At 67.5% G+C, this 20,685-nt stretch carries 15 protein-coding genes and 1 pseudogene; 14 read left to right on the top strand and 2 right to left on the bottom strand.

Annotated elements, in window-relative coordinates; all coding sequences use genetic code 11:
• Window positions 1–119: 119 nt before the first annotated feature.
• Window positions 120–689 carry a CG0192-related protein gene (locus ATK74_RS07420; protein ID WP_098460439.1) on the bottom strand — a complete coding sequence of 190 codons (570 nt, stop codon included), beginning with the start codon at window positions 687–689 and terminating at the stop codon, window positions 120–122.
• A gap of 239 nt (window positions 690–928) precedes the next feature.
• Between ATK74_RS07420 and rpsA the strand changes: the two genes are divergently transcribed.
• The 4 genes from rpsA (at window position 929) to ATK74_RS07400 (ending at window position 6,294) form a co-directional block, all read left to right on the top strand.
• The gene (gene rpsA, locus ATK74_RS07415) at window positions 929–2,383 is read left to right on the top strand and encodes a 30S ribosomal protein S1 (protein WP_098460438.1); all 1,455 of its coding nucleotides are present in this window, start codon (window positions 929–931) and stop codon (window positions 2,381–2,383) included.
• Window positions 2,384–2,479: 96 nt separating this feature from the next.
• Window positions 2,480–3,103: a dephospho-CoA kinase gene (coaE, locus tag ATK74_RS07410; RefSeq protein WP_098460437.1), complete on the top strand. Its 624-nt coding sequence runs from the start codon at window positions 2,480–2,482 to the stop codon at window positions 3,101–3,103.
• A gap of 46 nt (window positions 3,104–3,149) precedes the next feature.
• The gene (gene uvrB / locus ATK74_RS07405; protein WP_098460436.1) at window positions 3,150–5,231 is read left to right on the top strand and encodes an excinuclease ABC subunit UvrB; all 2,082 of its coding nucleotides are present in this window, start codon (window positions 3,150–3,152) and stop codon (window positions 5,229–5,231) included.
• 85 nt (window positions 5,232–5,316) lie between these two features.
• Entirely contained in the window at window positions 5,317–6,294 is a 978-nt protein-coding gene (locus tag ATK74_RS07400; RefSeq protein WP_098460435.1) for a TerC family protein, read from the top strand.
• Window position 6,295: 1 nt separating this feature from the next.
• Here the strand turns inward: ATK74_RS07400 and ATK74_RS07395 are convergent, their stop codons facing one another.
• Window positions 6,296–7,003 carry a maleylpyruvate isomerase family mycothiol-dependent enzyme gene (locus ATK74_RS07395; RefSeq protein ID WP_098460434.1) on the bottom strand — a complete coding sequence of 236 codons (708 nt, stop codon included), beginning with the start codon at window positions 7,001–7,003 and terminating at the stop codon, window positions 6,296–6,298.
• Between the two features lie 80 nt (window positions 7,004–7,083).
• Here ATK74_RS07395 and uvrA point away from each other — a divergent pair.
• The 10 genes and pseudogenes from uvrA to whiA form a co-directional block, all read left to right on the top strand.
• Window positions 7,084–9,936 (top strand): annotated as a pseudogene (gene uvrA / locus ATK74_RS07390) (excinuclease ABC subunit UvrA); the annotation flags it as partial.
• Window positions 9,937–10,070: 134 nt separating this feature from the next.
• On the top strand, window positions 10,071–11,285 hold the full coding sequence (locus tag ATK74_RS07385; RefSeq protein ID WP_098460432.1) for an ROK family transcriptional regulator: 1,215 nt from the start codon (window positions 10,071–10,073) through the stop codon (window positions 11,283–11,285).
• Window positions 11,286–11,305: 20 nt separating this feature from the next.
• Window positions 11,306–12,418, top strand: coding sequence for a sugar ABC transporter substrate-binding protein (locus ATK74_RS07380; RefSeq protein WP_098460431.1), 1,113 nt, complete (start codon window positions 11,306–11,308; stop codon window positions 12,416–12,418).
• Window positions 12,415–13,203, top strand: coding sequence for an ATP-binding cassette domain-containing protein (locus tag ATK74_RS07375; protein ID WP_245840838.1), 789 nt, complete (start codon window positions 12,415–12,417; stop codon window positions 13,201–13,203). Before ATK74_RS07380 ends, ATK74_RS07375 begins: the two co-directional genes overlap by 4 nt.
• The gene (locus ATK74_RS07370; protein WP_098460430.1) at window positions 13,200–14,354 is read left to right on the top strand and encodes a sugar ABC transporter permease; all 1,155 of its coding nucleotides are present in this window, start codon (window positions 13,200–13,202) and stop codon (window positions 14,352–14,354) included. Before ATK74_RS07375 ends, ATK74_RS07370 begins: the two co-directional genes overlap by 4 nt.
• Window positions 14,355–14,371: 17 nt before the next feature.
• Window positions 14,372–15,703 carry a GH1 family beta-glucosidase gene (locus ATK74_RS07365; protein WP_098460429.1) on the top strand — a complete coding sequence of 444 codons (1,332 nt, stop codon included), beginning with the start codon at window positions 14,372–14,374 and terminating at the stop codon, window positions 15,701–15,703.
• Window positions 15,704–15,809: 106 nt separating this feature from the next.
• Window positions 15,810–17,753: an excinuclease ABC subunit UvrC gene (gene uvrC, locus ATK74_RS07360; RefSeq protein WP_098460428.1), complete on the top strand. Its 1,944-nt coding sequence runs from the start codon at window positions 15,810–15,812 to the stop codon at window positions 17,751–17,753.
• 18 nt (window positions 17,754–17,771) lie between these two features.
• Window positions 17,772–18,641 (top strand): RNase adapter RapZ, encoded by an 870-nt coding sequence (rapZ, locus tag ATK74_RS07355; RefSeq protein WP_098460427.1) that lies wholly within the window; start codon window positions 17,772–17,774, stop codon window positions 18,639–18,641.
• Window positions 18,638–19,588: a gluconeogenesis factor YvcK family protein gene (locus ATK74_RS07350; protein ID WP_098460426.1), complete on the top strand. Its 951-nt coding sequence runs from the start codon at window positions 18,638–18,640 to the stop codon at window positions 19,586–19,588. Before rapZ ends, ATK74_RS07350 begins: the two co-directional genes overlap by 4 nt.
• 48 nt (window positions 19,589–19,636) lie before the next feature.
• Window positions 19,637–20,623, top strand: a complete 987-nt coding sequence (gene whiA / locus ATK74_RS07345; RefSeq protein ID WP_098460425.1) for a DNA-binding protein WhiA — start codon at window positions 19,637–19,639, stop codon at window positions 20,621–20,623.
• Window positions 20,624–20,685 lie beyond the last annotated feature (62 nt).

The raw sequence follows: 20,685 nt of genomic DNA, 5'->3' as shown, positions 1-20,685 counted from the left end.
AGCGCTCGTCCGCGCGGACGGCGCTCCAACGCACGAGAGCCCGCCGCCACCCTCGCGGCCCGCATGGCAGCGAGCACGTAGAGGGGAGCGGCGAGCTCTCGACGGAATGGGGCCTGCGCTCAGCGCAGCACGGCCAGAACCTGCTCCACGGTGGCGTCACCGTCGGTCCAGCTACCGGTCAGCGTGCCCAGCGGCGTCCGGTTGCCGGGGACGTGCGCGCCGTCCAGCACTCGCACCACCCGGACCGACTCGGTGGCGGCATTGGAGACCGGGACGATCCCCGAGCCCAGCACGGTCATCGACTTCTCGCCGCGGGACAGCTCAGCCTCGTTGTCGCCCTCGTGGATCACCCGGAGCAACTCGACCACGTAGACCGGGTCGCCCACGGCGTCGTAGGTGTAGCGGGTGCCCAGCGCGGAGTGCTCCATGGTGCCGATCAGCGAGTCCTCGGCGTCGGCCAGCGGCTCGCCGCGGTAGGTGAGCGGAACCTGGTAGGTGACTCCGGCGGAGCGGACCAGGATGGTCTCGATGCCGACCTCGCCGTCCGGGTCGACGAAGCGGTAGGACGCGACTCGCTCCAGGTCGTCGGCAGGGCCCGTGAACCAGGACTGCTGCGGCAGCCAGCCGGCCAGAAGCTCAAGCTTCGACGGGGTCAAGGTTGCGTCGTGGATCTCGGCGGTGCCGCTCATGGTTTCCTGGTCCTCCTAGGTGCTTACTGCCAGCCTAGTCAAAGACGCTAGTACACGCAGGCCGGATTGACCCCCCCTCGGCTTGATAGCTAGGCTATCGGCTGCACTGCGACTGGCATGACCTCATACGGGTCAGGCACGCTTTTGTGCGGAATCCAGGCCCCTGTGGCCAAACCCGTGCGGGGCAGGTGGTTCGGTGCGTCCACAACCTGTATCACAAACCATCGGAGCCCTACTACATGACCTCAACTCACGAGGCAGCCATCGTCGCAGTTGACGACCTCGGTTCGCCCGAGGCATTCCTCGCAGCGGTCGACGCGACCATCAAGTACTTCAATGACGGTGACATCGTCACCGGGACCGTCGTCAAGGTCGACCGGGACGAGGTTCTCCTCGACATCGGCTACAAGACCGAAGGCGTCATCCCCTCCAAGGAACTCTCCATCAAGCACGATGTGGACCCGTTCGACGTGGTCTCCGTGGGCGATGTGATCGAGGCCCTGGTTCAGACCAAGGAGGACAAGGAAGGCCGGCTCATCCTGTCCAAGAAGCGGGCTCAGTACGAGCGCGCCTGGGGCACGATCGAGAAGGTCAAGGAAGAGGACGGTGTGGTCACCGGCCGCGTCATCGAGGTGGTCAAGGGCGGCCTGATCATCGACATCGGCCTGCGTGGCTTCCTGCCCGCTTCGCTGGTGGAGATGCGCCGGGTGCGCGACCTGCAGCCGTACGTCGGCATGGAGCTCGAGGCCAAGATCATCGAGCTGGACAAGAACCGCAACAACGTGGTCCTGTCCCGCCGTGCGTGGCTCGAGCAGACCCAGTCCGAGGTGCGTCACACCTTCCTCAACCAGCTCACCAAGGGCCAGATCCGCAAGGGTGTCGTCTCCTCGATCGTCAACTTCGGCGCCTTCGTCGATCTGGGCGGCGTGGACGGCCTGGTGCACGTCTCCGAGCTGTCCTGGAAGCACATCGACCACCCGTCCGAGGTTGTCGAGGTCGGCGACGAGGTCACCGTCGAGGTGCTGGACGTCGACATGGACCGCGAGCGCGTCTCGCTGTCGCTGAAGGCGACCCAGGAAGATCCGTGGCAGACCTTCGCCCGGACACACCAGATCGGCCAGATCGTCCCCGGCAAGGTCACCAAGCTGGTGCCGTTCGGTGCGTTCGTTCGGGTCGAGGAGGGCATCGAGGGCCTGGTCCACGTGTCCGAGCTGGCCGAGCGTCACGTCGAGATCCCCGAGCAGGTCGTCACTGTGAACGACGACGTCATGGTCAAGATCATCGACATCGACCTGGAGCGTCGTCGGATCAGCCTCAGCCTCAAGCAGGCCAACGAGGGTGTGGACATCGCAGCCGACGATTTCGATCCGGCGCTGTACGGCATGTCCGCCTCCTACGACGAGCAGGGCAACTACATCTACCCCGAGGGCTTCGATCCGGAGACCCAGGAGTGGAAGCCCGGCTACGAGGCACAGCAGCGGGCGTGGGAGCAGCAGTACGCCGAGGCTCAGGCTCGTTGGGAAGCTCACAAGAAGCAGGTCGAGGAGGCCGAGGCTGCCGATGTGCAGGCCACGATCGCCGAGGCCAACACCGCGGCGTACTCCGCTGGTGCTGCTGACGAGACCGTTGAGGGCTCGCTGGCTTCGGACGAGGCCCTGCAGGCCCTGCGCGAGAAGCTGACCGGCGGTCGCTGAGTCATAGCCAGACAGAAGGTCCGGTGCCCCGATGGGGCGCCGGACCTTCTGCTTTCCTGGCATGCTGGGCGCCATGCGGTTGGCGGGAGCGTGGCGATGAGCGGGCGGCGGGTGCTGCATCTGGGGCTCACCGGCGGAATCGCCTCGGGGAAGTCGACGGTGGCGCAGCGCCTTGTCGAGCACGGCGCACTGTTGATCGACGCCGACCTGCTGGCCCGCGAGGTGGTGGCCCCGGGAACCCCGGGGCTGGCCGCGGTGGCGGCTCGCTTCGGTGCCGGCGTTCTGGCCGCGGACGGCTCGCTCGACCGGCCCGCCCTGGGGCGGGTGGTGTTCGCCGACCCGGATGCGCGGCGCGACCTGGAGCAGATCATTCACCCGGCGGTTCGCGCCCGGGCTGCGGAGCTGCTGGCGTCCGCGCCGGACGGGTCGGTGGTGGTCCAGATGATCCCCTTGCTGGTCGAGACTGGCCAGGCGGACACCTTCGATCTGGTGGTGGTGGTGGACGTCCCCGCGCAGCTGCAGGTGCAACGGCTGATGGCGCGTGACGGGCTGAGCGAGGCCGAAGCCGAGGCCCGGTTGGCCGCCCAGGCCGACCGCACGCAGCGCTTGGCCGCAGCTGACGCGGTGATCGACAACACCGGCCACCCGGCCGAGTTGCGGGACGCCGTGGACCGGTTCTGGGCCGCGCAGGTGCTGCCCCGGCTGGCCGAGCGGGGCTGATTCGCCTCCACGAGGAACTGTCGGTGGGGCGTCCTATGCTCAGTCTGTGCGACCAGTGACCGATGTGAAGCGACGAGTGGCCCCGTTCCGGGTGGAGTCGGACTTCGATCCGGCCGGCGACCAGCCGGCTGCGATCGACGAACTCGAGCGCCGGATCAACGCCGGTGAGCAGAATGTGGTGTTGCTGGGCGCCACCGGCACCGGCAAGACCGCGACCGTGGCCTGGCTGGCCGAACGGATCCAGCGTCCGATGCTGGTCATGCAGCCCAACAAGACTCTGGCCGCCCAGTTCGCCAACGAGCTGCGCCAGTTCTTCCCGCAGAACGCGGTGGAGTACTTCGTCTCTTACTACGACTACTACCAGCCCGAGGCGTACGTCCCGCAGACCGACACCTACATCGAAAAGGACTCCTCGCTGAACGAGGAGGTCGAGCGGCTCCGGCATTCGGCCACCAGTTCGCTGTTGACCAGGCGCGACGTGATCGTGGTCGCCACGGTCTCGGCCATCTACGGCCTGGGCACGCCCCAGGAGTACGTCGACCGGATGATCCAGCTGCGAGTGGGTGAGGAGATCGGTCGGGACGCACTGCTGCGCCGGCTGGTCGACATTCAGTACGCCCGTAACGACCTGGCCGGCACTCGGGGCACCTTCCGGGTCCGCGGTGACACCGTCGAGGTGTTCCCGATGTACGAGGAGCACGCGGTCCGGGTGGAGTTCTTCGGCGACGAGATCGAGGCGCTGTCCACCATGCATCCGCTGACCGGCGAGGTGCTCAGCAATGACTCCGAGATCTACATCTTCCCGGCCTCGCACTATGTGGCCGGTCCGGAGCGGATGGAACGGGCGATCGGCGGGATCGAAGCCGAGCTGGCCGATCGGCTGGCCGAGCTCGAGGGGAACGGCCAGTTGCTGGAGGCGCAGCGGCTGCGGATGCGAACCAGCTACGACATCGAGATGATGCGTCAGATCGGCACCTGCTCGGGCATTGAGAACTACTCCCGGCATATCGACGGCCGTGAGCCGGGCAGCGCCCCGAACTGCCTGTTGGACTACTTTGGCGAGGATTTCGTCCTGGTCATCGACGAGTCGCACGTCACGGTGCCGCAGATCGGCGGCATGTATGAAGGCGACATGTCCCGCAAGCGGACCCTGGTCGAGCACGGTTTCCGGCTGCCGTCGGCCATGGACAACCGTCCGCTGCGCTGGGAGGAGTTCGTCGAGCGGATCGGGCAGACGGTCTACCTCTCGGCCACGCCCGGTCCCTACGAGATGGCCAAGGCGGATGGGATCGTCGAGCAGCTGATCCGGCCCACCGGCCTGGTCGACCCGGAGATCATCCTCAAGCCCACCAAGGGCCAGATCGACGACCTGATGGGTGAGATCCGGCTGCGCACGGAGCTCGATCAGCGAGTGCTGGTCACCACGCTGACCAAGAAGATGGCTGAGGATCTCACCGACTACCTGATGGAGAACGGGGTGCGGACCCGCTACCTGCACTCCGAGGTGGACACTCTGCGTCGGATCGAGCTGCTCCGCGAGCTGCGGCTGGGAGACTACGACGTGCTGGTCGGGATCAACCTGCTTCGGGAAGGTCTCGACCTGCCCGAAGTGAGCCTGGTGGCGATCCTCGATGCCGACAAGGAAGGCTTCCTGCGTTCGGCACGGTCGCTCATCCAGACAATCGGTCGAGCCGCTCGAAATGTCGACGGCCAGGTGCACATGTACGCCGACAAGATCACCCCCTCAATGGCGGCCGCCATCGACGAGACCAACCGGCGCCGGGCCAAGCAGGTGGCCTACAACACGGAGCGGGGTCTCGACCCGCAGCCGCTGCGCAAGAAGATCGCCGATCTCACCGACCTGCTGGCAAGGGAGGACGTCGACACCGAGGTCCTGGTCGCCAAGGCCGGTGGACGCCGCGGCACCGCGCCGGTGCCGGCCTCGGGCCAGCGCGAGCGGGATCTGGGCTCGATGCCGTCCACCGAGCTGGCCGGCCTGGTCTCCGAACTCACCGAGCAGATGCACGCCGCCGCCGCGGAACTGCAGTTCGAGTTGGCCGCGCGGCTGCGCGATGAGATCGCCGACCTGAAGAAGACCCTGCGCCAGATGCTGGAGGCGACCCGCTGAGGCGCTTTTGCCCAGATCCCGCGGGACACGGGATAGTTGGGTGCAGTGCGGGCCGTCCGGCTTGCACTAGCTGGGAGACGCCGGAATGCATGTGAGCCCCGAGGCGTGGCTGATCACGATCGTGGTGATGGCGGCGGTGTTGATCGCCGACGTGGTGGTGATCGGGCGCCGTCCGCACGAGCCATCGATGAAGGAAGCGGGGATCGCCATCGGCGTGTTCTCTGCGCTCGCCGTGGCCTTCGGCCTGGGGGTCTGGTACTTCAGTGGGCCGCGGTTCGCCGGGGAGTTCTTCGCCGGCTGGCTGACCGAGTACAGCCTCAGCGTGGACAACCTGTTCATCTTCGTGCTGATCATGGCCAACCTGCGGGTGCCGCGTGAACTCCAGCAGTACGCCCTGATGGTCGGCATCGTGCTGGCACTGATCTTCCGTGGCATCTTCATCGCCCTCGGCGCCGCGGCCATTGAGCGGTTCAGCTGGGTGTTCTTCGTGTTCGGCGCCTTCCTGATCTACACCGCCATCAAGCTCTACCTCGACTATCGGCAACACGACGAAGACGACGAGGTCACCGAGAACGCCATGATGCGTTGGGTGCGCCGGGCGTTCCCCTCCACCGACGGCTTCCGGGGCACCAAGCTGACCGTCCGCGAGGCCGGCAAGCGGCTGATCACTCCGATGCTCTTCGTGGTGGTCGCCCTCGGCAGCACCGATCTGCTGTTCGCTCTCGACTCGATTCCGGCCATCTACGGGCTCACCCAGGAGGCCTACCTGGTCTTCACGGCCAATGTGTTCGCCCTGATGGGCCTGCGGCAGCTCTACTTCCTGATCGGCGGCCTCCTGCAGCGGCTGGTCTACCTGTCGGTGGGCCTGTCGGTGGTGCTGGCGTTCATCGGGGTGAAGCTGGTGCTGCACGCCCTGCACGAGTACCACCTGGACGAGCGCTGGGGCTTCAGCGCCGAGATCCCGATCTGGGCCTCGCTCACGGTGATCATCGCGACGCTGGCGGTCACCACCGTGGCCAGCCTGATCAAGTCCGGCCGGGACGCTCGGCAGCAGGCCGAGTAGCTCAGCTGAGCAGGGGCAGCACGAGGTCGTCAGTGCCTTCGACGTGGTCGGTGCGGCCCCGTCCGGACAGCCAGAGCCACAGCTCGATGTCGGTGCCGCGGACCTCGAGACGCGGTTCACCGGTGCCGAGTTCCCACTCCACGCCTTCTCCGACAAGTCGAACCGACGGCAGGGGGTGCTGCTGCCGGCGCTCGATCACCCAGCGCAGCAGCCAGCCGGCCTCCTCGCTGTCCACGGCGGTGAGGTCGCGGTGCGGATCCAGGTCGTAGTGATGCATCTCCAGCTCGTTCAGCCGAGCCAGCGGCAACCGATCCAATGGGCAGATCTGGCCGTGCAGGGCGATCGTGCCGGTGCTCCAGTCGGCAACCGCGTCGATGGCTCGCTGCAGCGCCCCGGCGCTGGTGTCCAGGTCTATCTGCAGCTCCAAGCCCGAGCGGTCCGCACCCTCCTCGAGCACCCGCCGCTCGTCGGCGGCTGTGGGACGCCCCGGCTGAGGCTCACCCGACTCCACTGCGCTGAGCGCATTGGTCAGATAGTCCGCATTGCGGGCCAGATGGGTGGCCAGATGGGCGCGCGTCCAGCCCGGCAGTGCGGTCGGCTGGTGCCACTCGGTTTCGCTGATCCCAATGGTGTGTCCGAGCAGCCGCTGGGTGGCGTCGGCGAGCCAGCGATGCACTTCCGCGGGCGGTTGATCGGTACAGCTGCTCATGGCAGTTCACCCTATGGCCGTTGGCGGCCGGCGGCCAGCCTGCTCATCCCCGGTGGTAACTGTCAGAGGCTCGGCTTAACATGCTCGGCGTGAATGATCGGCTGATCGTGCGTGGAGCGCGCGAGCACAATCTGCGCAACATCAACCTCGAACTACCCAGGGATTCCCTGATCGTCTTCACCGGACTGTCCGGCTCGGGGAAGTCGAGTCTGGCCTTCGACACCATCTTCGCCGAAGGTCAGCGGCGCTATGTGGAGAGCCTGTCCGCCTACGCCCGGCAGTTCCTCGGTCAGATGGACAAGCCTGACGTCGACTTCATCGAAGGCTTGTCGCCGGCGGTCTCGATCGACCAGAAGTCGACCAGCCGCAATCCACGGTCGACCGTGGGGACCATCACCGAGATTCACGACTATCTGCGACTGCTGTTCGCCCGCGCCGGACGGGCGCACTGCCCCGAATGTGGCGAGCCGATCTCCAAGCAGTCGCCGCAGCAGATCGTCGATCGGCTGCTGACCCTGCCCGAGGGGACCCGGTTCCAGGTGCTGGCTCCGGTCGTCCGCGGACGCAAGGGCGAGTACGTCGACCTGTTCCGGCAGCTGGCCAGCCAGGGCCTGGCTCGGGTCCGGGTGGACGGAGAGCTGCACCAACTGGTCTCGCCACCGACCCTGGACAAGCAGAAGAAGCACAGCATCGACGTGATCGTCGATCGACTCGCGGCCAAGCCCGGGATCAAGCAGCGGCTCACCGACTCGGTGGAGACCGCCCTCGGCCTGGCCGGCGGCGTGGTCACCGTCGACTTCGTCGATCGCCCCGAGGACGATCCGCAGCGGGAGCGCCGCTACTCCGAGCATCTGGCCTGCCCCAACGAGCACGACATCTCGATCGAGGAGCTGGAACCGCGCCAGTTCTCCTTCAACGGGCCGTGGGGCGCCTGCCCGGAGTGCTCGGGCATCGGCACTCGGATGGAGGTCGATCCGGAGCTGGTGGTGCCCGATCCCACCAAGAGCCTGGCCGAGAATGCGGTCGCCGTGTGGAGCACCCCGTATGTGGCCGGCTTCTTCCAGAACATCTTCGCAGCGCTGGCCGAGCAGGAGGGGTTCAGCCTGGACACCCCCTGGGAGCACCTGCCGTCCCGGGTTCAGCAGATCATGTTGCTCGGTGTGCCCGGCCACGTCACGGTGCACAGCCGGACGCGACACGGCCGCGACCACAGCTATCGGGCCAAGTTCGAAGGGGCGCTGCCCTACATTCGGCGTCGGCACGCCGAGGCCGAGTCGGACAACGCGCGCGAGCGGTTCGCCGGGTACATGCGCGAAGTGCCGTGTCAGTCGTGTAATGGGGCCAGGCTCAAGCCGTCCTCGCTTGCCGTCACTATCGGCGGGCGGAACATTGCCGAGATCTCGAACCTGAGCATCGCCGAGGTGGCCGTGTTCATGCGCAGCCTCGAGCTCACCGAGCGTGAGGCGAAGATCGCCGAGCGGGTGGTCAAGGAGATCAACGAGCGGCTGCGCTTCCTGCTCGACGTGGGCCTGGATTACCTCAGCCTGGCGCGTCCGGCCGGCAGCCTGTCCGGAGGCGAGGCCCAGCGGATCCGGCTGGCCACCCAGATCGGCTCCGGGCTGGTCGGCGTCCTGTACGTCCTGGACGAGCCGTCGATCGGGCTGCACCAACGGGACAACCATCGGCTGATTGAGACGCTGCTGCGGCTGAAGTCGCTGGGCAACACGTTGATTGTGGTCGAGCATGACGAGGACACCATCAAGGCCGCGGACTGGGTGGTCGACGTCGGCCCCGGGGCCGGTGAGCACGGCGGTGAGGTGGTCGTCTCCGGTTCGGTGGAGGAGTTGCTGGCCCACCCGACCTCGCTGACCGGTGCCTACCTGGCCGGACGGCGTCGGATCCCGATGCCGAAGACCAGGCGCCCGGGCAACGGCAACGCCATCACCGTCCATGGCGCCACCGAGCACAACCTGCGCAACGTGACCGTCGACTTCCCGCTCGGGAAGCTGGTCGCCGTCACCGGGGTGTCCGGCTCCGGCAAGTCGTCCCTGGTGAACAGCATCCTGTACACGTCGCTGGCCAAGAAGCTCTACAACGCGCGTGCGGTCCCCGGACGGCACCGGACGATCACCGGGGTCGAGCACATCGACAAGAGCATCCACGTCGATCAGTCGCCGATCGGCCGGACGCCGCGGTCCAACCCGGCCACCTACACCGGGGTCTTCGACAACATCCGCAAACTTTTCGCCGAGACCCCGGAGGCCAAGGTCCGCGGCTACCAGCCAGGCCGGTTCTCCTTCAATGTGAAGGGCGGACGCTGCGAGAACTGCTCGGGCGACGGCACCATCAAGATCGAGATGAACTTCCTGCCGGACGTCTACGTGCCCTGCGAGGTCTGTCACGGCGCCCGCTACAACCGGGAGACCCTCGAGGTCCACTACAAGGGCAAGACCATCTCCGAGGTGCTGAACATGCCGATCGAGGAGGCCGTGGAGTTCTTCGCGCCGATCCAGTCGATCGCCCGGCATCTGCGCACCCTGGTCGACGTCGGCCTGGGTTACGTCCGGCTCGGCCAGCCGGCCACCACGCTGTCCGGCGGTGAGGCGCAACGAGTCAAGCTGGCCGCCGAACTGCAGCGCCGGTCGACCGGACGCACCTTCTACGTGCTGGACGAGCCGACCACAGGCCTGCACTTCGAGGACATCCGCAAGCTGCTCGAAGTGCTGCAGTCGCTGGTCGACAAGGGCAACACCGTGGTGGTGATCGAGCACAACCTGGACGTGATCAAGGCCGCCGACTGGCTCATCGACCTCGGTCCCGAAGGCGGCAGCCGCGGCGGCCTGGTGCTGGCGGAGGGAACCCCGGAGGAGGTGGCCGAGAACCCGGACTCGTACACCGGTGCCTTCCTCAAGGAGGTCCTGGCGGCCAGCCAGTCGGCTTCTCAGGAGGCTCTGCCGGCCTGAGTGGGGCAGGGGAGAACCCTGGTCACAGTCCGATAACAGGTGTTGTGGCTCTTGCCAGACCTTTCTTTCGGCTCCTAAAATAAGACTCGAAGTTAGGAGCAACGGTGCCCAACAAGATCTCCACCCAGGATGTCCGACGAGCCAATCGGGCCCTCGTGCTGCGCCACCTTCGGCTGAACCACCCGACCTCACGCATCGATCTCGGTGCGATGACCGGGCTGTCGCCGGCCACGGTGACCAGCGTGGTGGGGGAGCTGCTCGCCGAAGGAACCATCGCCGAGACCGGCTTCCGGAGTTCGGCCGGTGGGCGCCCGCGCACCCTTCTCGAACCGCGTCCGGAGTCGGCCTATGTGCTCGGCTGCGATATCTCCGAGCATGAGTTGACCACCGCCTTGTTCGACTTCACCCTGCAGCAGCTCGACTCCCGGTCCTACACCTTCCCGGAGCGCCAGCTGGATCTGGCCACCGCGACCACGGTGATCGCCAACCAGGTGCGTGAGCTGATCGGAACCTTGTCCGAGACCGGCAACCGGGTCCTGGGGCTGGGCATCGGGGTGCCCGGCATGGTGGAGGAGCCAGCCGTCCCCGAGGGGGACTCGCTGATCCATGCCGAGCTGATCGGCTGGCGGGACGTGTCCCTGTCCGGGCTGTCGGCCGAACTCGGGCTGCCGGTCTTCGTCGACAACGGCGCAAAGACCACGACCTTGGCCGAGGCCTGGTGTGGCGAAGCCCGCGGAGTTGAGCACGCCATCCTGGTGCTGATCGGCGACGGCGTCGGTGCCGGCGTGATCACCAATGGACGGCTCTACCGCGGTGCCACCTCCTCGGCCGGCGAGTGGGGCCACACAAAGATCGATCTTTCCGGGCGGCCGTGCCGCTGCGGATCCCGGGGTTGCGTCGAGACAGTGCTCGGCGCATCCGGGGTGCTCCACGCCTGGCCGGGCCAGGCGGAGGTATGGAAGGGCCGGGAGCCGGAGGGTGTCGCCTCCTTGCTGGCCGCTTTCGATGCCGGTGATGAGGCCGCCGTCACCGTTGTCACAGAACTGATTGATCACCTGGGTCTGGCGCTGTCCGGCCTGGTGAACCTCTATAACCCGCAGAAGATCATCCTGGGCGGCTGGCTCGGCCAGATGATCGCACTGCGGTTCCTTGGGGACGTGCGGGAAGCGACGCTCCGGCATTCCCTCCCTCAACCCGGGCGTCAGGCCGTGGTGGAGCGATCGCTTCTGGGAAGTCGGGGTCCCGCGCTCGGCGCGGCGATCCTGCCGATCGAGCGCTACATCGAGTTCGGGTTGTCACATCCGCTCACCTCTAGCTAGCTCCGAAAGAAGGAAACGTAATGAAGCGTCTCATTCCTCTCGTGGCGGGTATGGCCTTGGCCGCCTTGTCGATGTCGGCCTGTTCCGCACCGTCCACCCCGGCCTCGTCCGGCTCCGCTCCCGCCAGTTCGAGCTCGGCTCCGGCGCAGGCGATCAAGATCGCCTTCCTGATGCCGTGTTCCACCTGCGCCGACCGCTTCGAGTCGAAGGACAAGCCGTTCTTCATCGAGGCCGTCAAGGCGCTCGACCCGTCCATCGAGGTCATCGCCAACAATGCGCAGGGCGACGCAGCCGTCCAGCTCCAGCAGGCCGAGGCTGCGCTCACCAATGGTGCGAAGGTCCTGGTGACCAGCCCGTTCACGGCAGAGTCCGGGGCGGCCATGGTGGCCAAGGCCAAGGCGGCCGGCGCGAGTGTGGTCGCCTACGACGGCCAGATCGAGGGTGCGGTTCCGGACGCCTACATCTCGTTCCAGAACGAGAAGGTCGGCGAGCTGCAGGGTCAGTACCTGCTGGACAACCTGCCCAAGGGTTCGAAGGTGGCCATGATCAACGGCGACATCACCTCGGCCCCGGGCCTGGCCTTCAAGAAGGGCGCGCACAAGGTGCTCGACCCGGCCTTCGCCTCCGGCGATCTGAAGCTGGCCTATGAGTCCGACACCCCGGGCTTCGACCCGGCGGCCGGCCAGCGTTCGGTCGAGCAGGCTTTGACCAAGCTGAAGGACGACGTGCAGGCCATTCTGACCCCCAATGACGGCCTGGGTAACGCGGCGATCGTCGCACTCACCGCACGCGGGCTGAACGGCAAGGTTCTGGTCACCGGCCAGGACGCCACCGACGCCGGTCTGACCAGCATCGTCGCCGGCGACCAGGCCATGACGGTCTACAAGCCGATCAAGGCCGAGGCCGAGGCTGCCGCCAAGATCGCCGTGGCCCTGGCCAAGGGAGACCAGGCAACCGTGACGTCCCTGGCCACCCAGAAGGTCAACAACGGCACCGGGGACATCCCGGCCATGCTGCTGGATCCGGTGGTGGTGACGGCGAAGAACATCGCCGACACGGTGATCGCTGACGGCTTCACCACCTGGAAGACGATTTGCGTCGGTGCTGCGGCCGAGAAGTGCCCGAAGCAGTGAGCGCACGAGTATTCGAGTCGGGGCCGTCCATCGCGGCGGCCCCGACCCTCCAGCTGCGCGGGATCGAGAAGCGCTATGGGCAGGTGAGTGCCTTGTCCGGGGTGAATGTCACCGCCAAGGCCGGCGAAGTCACCGCTCTGGTCGGCGACAACGGCGCCGGCAAGTCCACCTTGATCAAGGCCATCGCCGGCGTCCACCGGATTGATGCCGGTGAGCTCCTCCTCGACGGGCAGCCGATCCAGCTGACCTCGCCACGCGACGCCACCGAGCACGGCATCGAGACCGTCTACCAAGACCTCGCCCTGTGCGACAACCTGGACGTGTCCGCCAACCTCTACCTGGGACGAGAACTGCGCCGGAACCGCTCGGCGCTGCTCGACGGCGAGGCCATGGAGGCCCGCTCGGCGCAGGTGATCAGCGAACTGGGTGCGCGACTGCCTGGCTTCGACGTCCTGGTCTCGGCGCTGTCCGGTGGCCAGCGGCAGGCCGTGGCGGTCAGCCGGGCGGCCCTGTGGGGCAGCCGGGTAGTCCTCCTGGACGAGCCGACCGCCGCTCTCGGAGTCACTCAGACGGCCATGGTCTATGACCTGATCAGATCGTTGCGCGACAAGGGACTGGCCATCGTCGTGGTGTCCCACAACCTGGCCGACGTCTTCGCTCTTGCCGACCGGATCGTGGTGCTGCGGCTGGGTCGCAATGCCGGCGAGTTCGTTCCGAGCGAGTCCAGCCCGGAAGCCGTGGTGGCCGCCATCACCGGCGCCGACACCGTAGGGGAGGGGCGATGACCAAGTCCCTGCTGCTCGGCAAGAGCGCCGGCACCCGGCTGGTTCTGGTCGGCCTGGCCCTGGTGTGGGTGCTGTTCCAGCTCCTCAATCCGAACTTCCTTTCCCCGCGGAACCTGTCGAACCTGCTGCTCCAGATCGCGGTGCTGGGCACCTTGGCGATCGGCATGGTGGTCGTCCTGGTGCTCGGCGAGATCGACCTGTCGGTCGGAGCCATCGCCGGGGTCAGCGCCGGCCTGCTGGCGCTGCTGATCAGCCAGGGCCTGCCCTGGTGGGTGGCGATCGGGGCCGCACTGGCCGCCGGTGGCCTAATCGGCTTCATCCACGGCTCGATCATCACGGCCTTCGGCATCCCGTCCTTCATCGTCACGCTGGCCGGACTGCTGGTCTGGCAAGGCGTCCAGCTTCAGCTGGTGGGCGATCAGGGTCAGATCCCGATCCGCGACGTGGTGATCCGGGGGATCGCCTCCACCTACGTCCCGACCCTGCTCGGCTGGCTGATCGCCCTGCTCGGAGTAGCCGCGATCTTCGCCGCTCGACTTGTCCGTCGTCGCCGTCGCGAGCGGTTCGGCCTGGCGGTCCCGGCCCTGTCCGCCGACCTGCTCGGTGCCGGCCTGGCCGGCGTGGCCGTACTGGCGGTCTGTGCGGTGCTGAACTCCTACTTCGGCATCCCGTGGGTGTTCGTCCTGGTGCTGACGTTGCTGGTGGGCTGCTCGGTGGTCATGGAGACCACTGCCTTCGGGCGGCACATCTATGCGATCGGTGGCAACCGGGAGGCGGCTCGACGGGCCGGGATTCAGGTGCGGAGGCGGACCATCACGGTGTTCGTGGTGATCTCGATGATCGCGGCTCTGGCCGGCATCATCGAGGCGTCGCGCCAGTTCTCCGCCTCCAACTCGCTGGGCGGCGGGACGCTCCAGCTCAATGCCATCGCTGCCGCCGTGATCGGTGGAACCAGCCTCTTCGGCGGACGCGGACGGATCTACCAGGCGCTTCTGGGTGCCCTGGTGGTCGGCAGCGTCCAGAACGGACTGGATCTGCTCGGGCAACCCGCCGCCATCAAGAACATCGCCACCGGCGTGATCCTGGTCACCGCGGTGGCCGTGGACGCCGTCGGGCGCCGCCGCCGGCTGGCCCGCGGTGCCGCAGAGTGAAATCAGGAGATAGACCAATGAGCATTCGTTTCCCCCAGGGCTTCGTCTGGGGAGCTGCCACCGCCGCCTATCAGATCGAGGGCGCGGTCACCGAGGACGGGCGCGGCCCGAGTATCTGGGACGAGTTCTGTCGGCATCCGGGAGCCGTGGGCCGCGGCGACAACGGCGACATCGCCTGCGATCACTACCACCGCTGGCCCAGCGACTTGGACCTGCTCGAAGAGCTCGGCGTCGGCGCCTACCGGTTCTCGGTGGCCTGGTCGCGGATCTTCCCCGAGGGCACCGGACGGGTGAACCCGGCCGGGCTCGACTTCTACGAACGCCTCGTGGACAGCCTGCTCGAGCGTGGCATCACCCCGATGGTCACCCTCTACCACTGGGATCTCCCGCAGGCGTTGCAGGAGACCGGCGGGTGGGCCGATCGGGCCACTGCTGAGAAGTTCGCCGACTACTCGGCGAGAGTCGCCACCCGACTCGGCGACCGGGTGGAGTCGTGGATCACGCTCAACGAGCCGTACTGCAGCGCCTTCGTCGGCTATGTCGAGGGACGCCACGCGCCGGGCATCGTCGATGAGGCCACCGCCGTCCAGGTCCTGCACCACCTGCTGCTCGGCCACGGGCTTGCCACCAGTGCCATCCGGGCGACCGGGGTGCCCGGGAAGGTCGGCGTGACCTTGAACCTGACGTCGCCGCACCCGGCATCGTCGGCTCCGGAGGACCTGGCCGCCTACCGCCGGCTGGATCTCTATGAGAACCGGATGTTCCTCGATCCGGTGCTCGGCAGGGGCTACCCGGCCGATGCCGAGGAGTTCTACCGCGGCATCACCGACTTCGGCTTCGTCCAACCCGGTGACCTGGACGTGATCGCTGCGCCTATGGACTTCCTCGGGGTCAACTACTACGAGCGGCACCTGGTGGAGGCCGATCCGGCCAATCCGCGCGGCTGGCGGCGGTTGCCCGATCCGAACCCGACCATCAGCGGAATCGGCGTCCATCCCGAAGGCTTGGGTGAGGTTCTCGATCGAGTCAGCGAGTACACCGACCTTCCGCTGATGATCACCGAGACCGGGATCGCCCTGCACGACTACGTCGATCCGGAACGTCGGATCCACGACCAGGAGCGGATCGACTTCTACGACGGCCACGTCCGGGCCGCGGCGGACGCCATCGCCAGGGGAGTGAACCTGGTCGGCTTCTTCCCGTGGTCGTTCATGGACAACTTCGAATGGGCCTGGGGCTACGGCCACCGCTTCGGCCTCTACTACGTCGACTACGCGACTCAGGAGCGCATTCCGAAGGACTCGGCGTCCTGGTATGCGCGAGTGACTCGCGCCAACGGGCTGGAGTAGGCCCGCCCCTCGAGCGGTGGGGACGTGACCAAACGGCCTGGGCACGTCCCCACCTTCACATCGGCCGACTGTCGGTGCCATGGCCTACGCTCTTTCGTGATGTCCTATGGCTGATCCCGCAAGCTACCGCCCCAAGCCGGGCACCATTCCGACCGATCCCGGCGTCTATCGGTTCAGTGACCCCGACGGCGTGGTGATCTACGTCGGCAAGGCGATCAACCTGCGCCAGCGGTTGAACTCCTACTTCGCCGATCCGGCCGCTCTGCACTTCCGCACCCAGACCATGGTGCGCACCGCTTCCAAGGTCGAGTGGACGCTGGTCCGCAACGAGCTGGAAGCCCTGCAGCTGGAGTACACCTGGATCAAGCAGTACGACCCGCGGTTCAACATCAAGTACCGCGACGACAAGTCCTATCCGTGGGTGGCGATCACCTGGGCCGAGCAGTTCCCGCGGGTCTTCGTCGGTCGGGGCGCCAAGCGCAAGGGCAACCGCTACTTCGGCCCCTACGCCCAGGCATGGGCGATCCGGGACACCATCGACTCGCTGCTGCGCGCCTTCCCGATGCGCTCGTGCACCAACGGCGTCTTCAACAGCGCTCGGTCGTCAGGGCGTCCGTGCCTGATGGGCTACATCGGCAAGTGCGCGGCGCCCTGCGTCGATCGCATCTCGGAGAGCGCGCATCGCGAGCTCGTCGAGGGGGTCTGCGACTTCCTGGCCGGGCGCACCAATGTGCTGTTCCGGCGGATCGAGGCCGAGATGCGGATGGCGGCCACCAATCAGGAGTACGAGCGGGCTGCCGTACTGCGCGATCAGCTGGCAGCGCTCCGGCAGGCTACCGACCGGAACGCCGTGGTCCTCGGCGACGGCACCGATGCCGATCTGGTGGCATTGGTCGAGGATCCGCTGGAGGTGGCCGTCCAGGTCTTCCGGGTGCGCGATGGACGGATCCGCAGCGAGCGCGGCTGGGTGGCCGAGCGCAACGACGACGCCGACACCGGCGAGCTGCTCGAGCAGTTCCTGCTCCAGCTCTACGCCGAGGGTGACGAGCCGCCGCCGGAGGTGCTGTTGCCGGCCTTGCCCGCGACTGCGGAGACCCTGGAGGAGCTGCTGGCCGAGCAGCGCGGCGGACGGGTCCGCTTGCATGTGCCGCAGCGCGGCGACAAGGCGGCCCTCCTGGAGACCGCAACCCGCAATGCGGCCGACTCGCTGGCCATGCACAAGCTGCGTCGGGCTGGTGACCTCTCCACCCGGAGCCGCGCGCTCGAAGAGCTGCAGGAGGCACTGCAACTGCCCACCGCCCCGCTGCGGATCGAGTGCTATGACATCTCACATATCCAGGGCACCCAGGTAGTGGCCTCGATGGTGGTCTTCGAGGACGGCCTGGCCCGCAAGAGCGAGTACCGCCGCTTCGTGATCCGGACCGTCGAAGGCAGCAACGACGTGGGCGCCATGCATGAGGTGCTCACCCGCCGGTTCAGCCGGTTGCTGGCCGAGCGCGCGGAGGCGTCCGCCACGGACGGGCCGCTGCTGATCGACCCGACCACGGGCGAGCCGAAGAAGTTCGCCTACGCCCCGGCGCTGGTCGTGGTGGACGGCGGTGCGCCACAGGTGGCGGCAGCGCAACGGGCGCTGGCCGAACTCGGCCTCACCGACATCGCGCTGTGCGGCCTGGCCAAGCGGATGGAGGAGGTCTGGCTGCCCGATCAGGAGTACCCGCTGATCCTGCCCCGGGCCAGCGAGGGTCTCTACCTGCTGCAGCGGGTCCGCGACGAAGCGCACCGGTTCGCCATCACTCACCATCGCGGCCGACGCAGCGCGGCCATGGTCGAGTCCCTGCTGGACGAGGTCCCCGGGCTGGGCGAGGTGCGCCGCAAGGCGCTGCTGAAGTACTTCGGATCGCTGAAGAAGCTGCGCGCGGCCAGCGTCGAGGACTTGGCCCAGGTGCCCGGTATCGGCGAGCGCACCGCGTCCGCCATCGTCGAGGCATTGGCCAGCAGCGAAAAACTGCCCGCAGTGAATGTGACCACCGGCGAGATCATCGAGTCCTGACTCCTCGATAATGGAGGCATGGACGCCTCCGCCGTACCCGTCCGTCTCCTGGTCATCACCGGCTTGTCCGGTGCCGGTCGTCGGACGGCAGGTCACACATTGGAAGACCTCGGCTGGCTGGTGGTCGACAACCTTCCACCGAGCCTGCTGCCGGAGCTGCTCGAGATCTCCCGGGATCGCGACTTCCGCCGGGTGGCGGTGGTGCTGGACGTCCGCTCGCGCTCGGAGTTCGAAGCCATCCCGGCCGCCTTCGCCGAGCTCGGCCGGGCCGGCATCGTCCCGCAGATCCTCTTCCTGGACGCCAACGACGAGTCCATCGTCCGGCGCCAGGAGGGCGCTCGTCGCCCGCTGCCGCTGCAGGGCACCGGTCGGCTGCTGGACGGGATTCGCCGCGAGCGGGCCATGCTGGCCGGTCTGCGTGCGAGCGCCGATCTGGTGATCGACACCAGCAGCCTGAACGTCCACGAGCTCTCCGGACGCGTGAGCGGAGCCTTCTCCGGCGATGTCGAGCCCGGTCTCCAACTGTTGCTGATGTCGTTCGGCTTCAAGAACGGGTTGCCGATCGATGCCGACATGGTCTTCGACGTCCGGTTCCTGCCGAACCCGCATTGGGTGCCGTCGCTGCGCCCGCAGACCGGGCTGTCCCAGCCGGTCTCCGCCTATGTGCTCGGCCAGCCCGATGCCGAGCCGTTCCTGGAGCATCTGCTCGGGGTGATCGATCTGGTCCGGCCGGGCTACCTGCGCGAGGGCAAGCGGCAGGCCATGGTGGCGATCGGCTGCACCGGAGGCAAGCATCGCTCGACCGCCATGGTGGAGGAGGCGGCCCGCCGGCTCCGTGAGCGGGATCTGTCGGTCCAGACGATCCATCGTGATCTGGGGCTGGAGTGACCGGCTTCGCGCCCACCCCTGCGGTGGTGGCTCTCGGCGGTGGGCACGGGCTGTCGGTCAGTCTCAGCGCGTTGCGCCAGCTGACCCATCGCCTCACCGCCATCGTCACGGTGGCCGACGACGGCGGCTCGTCCGGACGGCTCCGCGCGGAGTTCCCGATCCTGCCGCCCGGCGACCTGCGAATGGCGTTGGCCGCCCTGTGCGGCGATGACCAGGTCGGACGGGCCTGGGCGGAGGTCCTTCAGGCGCGCTTCCCCGGCAACGGAACCCTCGGCGGGCATGCCATCGGCAACCTGCTGATCGCCGGGCTCTGGCAGCAGCTGGACGATCCGGTGGCCGGCCTGGACATGGTGGCCTCGATGCTGCACGTCGAGGGACGAGTATTGCCGATGGCCGCGGTGCCCCTGGTGATCGAGGCCGACGTGATCGGTGCCGACCCCAGCCGCCCGGACGAAGTCAGCCTGGTGGTGGGCCAAGAGGCGGTGGCCCTGGCCAGGGGAGACATCGCCGCAGTCCGGCTCCGTCCGTCCGATCCGCCGGCGGTGCCTGAGGCCGTCGCCGCGATCGCCGAGGCCGACTACCTGATTCTGGGTCCGGGCTCGTGGTACTCCTCGGTGATCCCGCATGTCCTGGTCCCGCAGTTGGTCGAGGCCATGCAGCAGACCAAGGCCAAGCGGGTGCTGACCATGAACCTGGTGCCCACCGAGGACGAGACGCCCAGCTACACGGCCGCGCGGCACATCGAGGTGCTGGCCGAGCATGCCCCGCGGCTGCGCTGGGACGTGGTGCTGGCCGATCCGAGCTTCGCCAACGACCCCCATCTGGCCTGCTTCGCGGCCTCGCTGGGTGCCGAACTGGTGGTCACGCCGGTGCAGATGAGGGACGGCTCGCCCCGTCACGACCCGTTCCTGTTAGCTTCTGCCTACGCCGGGATCATGGGTCTGTAGGCTAGGCAACTACTTCTGACACGGTCGCGAAAGGCGGACATCTTCACGATGGCAATGACGCAGCAGGTCAAGTCCGAGTTGGCCACCCTTGAAGTGGCCAAGCCCGAGCTGCGCAAGGCTGAGGTGGCCGCCCTGCTCCGATTTGCCAACGGCCTGCATATCGCCGGTGGTCGGATCGTGGTGGAGGCCGAGCTGGACACCGGTGCCGCCGCGCGCCGGCTGCGGACCGCCATCGCCGATCTGTTCGGCTTCAGCTCGGAGTTCGTGGTGATCACCGGCAGCGGACTGCGTCGCGGCACCCGCTACGTGGTTCGGCTGATTCGCGACGGTGAGTCCTTGGCCCGCCAAACCGGTCTGATCGACACCAGGGGACGTCCGGTCCGCGGCCTGCCGGTTCAGGTTGTGTCCGGCAGTATCGAGGTGTCGGTGGCCGCCTGGCGGGGTGCCTTCCTGGCGCACGGCTCGCTGACCGAGCCGGGCCGATCGATGGCTCTGGAGGTGACCTGTCCGGGATCGGAGGCCGCCCTGGCCCTGGTCGGTGCGGCCCGCAGACTCGGGATCAGCGCCAAGGCCCGCGAGGTGCGGGGAGTGGATCGGGTGGTGATCCGTGACGGAGACGCCATCGCCGCCATGCTGACCAGACTGGGCGCCCATGAGTCGGTGCTGGCTTGGGAGGACCGCCGGATGCGTCGTGAAGTGCGCGCCTCGGCGAACCGGCTGGCGAACTTCGACGATGCCAACCTGCGTCGCTCGGCCCGGGCTGCGGTGGCCGCCGGTGCGCGGGTGAAGCGAGCCATGGAAATTCTCGGTGATGACATCCCCGAGCATCTGCTGGATGCCGGCAAGCTCCGCCTCGAGCACCGCCAAGCCAGCCTTGAGGAGCTGGGTCAGCTGCACAACCCGCCGCTGACCAAGGACGCCGTGGCCGGACGAATTCGGCGACTGCTGGCGACCGCCGACAAGCGGGCGGCCGAACTGGGCATTCCGAACACCGAGGCGGGGCTCAGCCCCGACCTCCTCGACGAGCGGGACTGAAGTCCGCCGATTCTGCCGAGTGGGCTAGCGCACCCGTGAACGGATACGCTATGAGGGAGCCC

Origin of the sequence: Propionicimonas paludicola (assembly GCF_002563675.1) — a bacterium.
GTDB lineage: Bacteria > Actinomycetota > Actinomycetes > Propionibacteriales > Propionibacteriaceae > Propionicimonas > Propionicimonas paludicola.
This window is presented reverse-complemented; position numbering and strand designations above follow the sequence as displayed.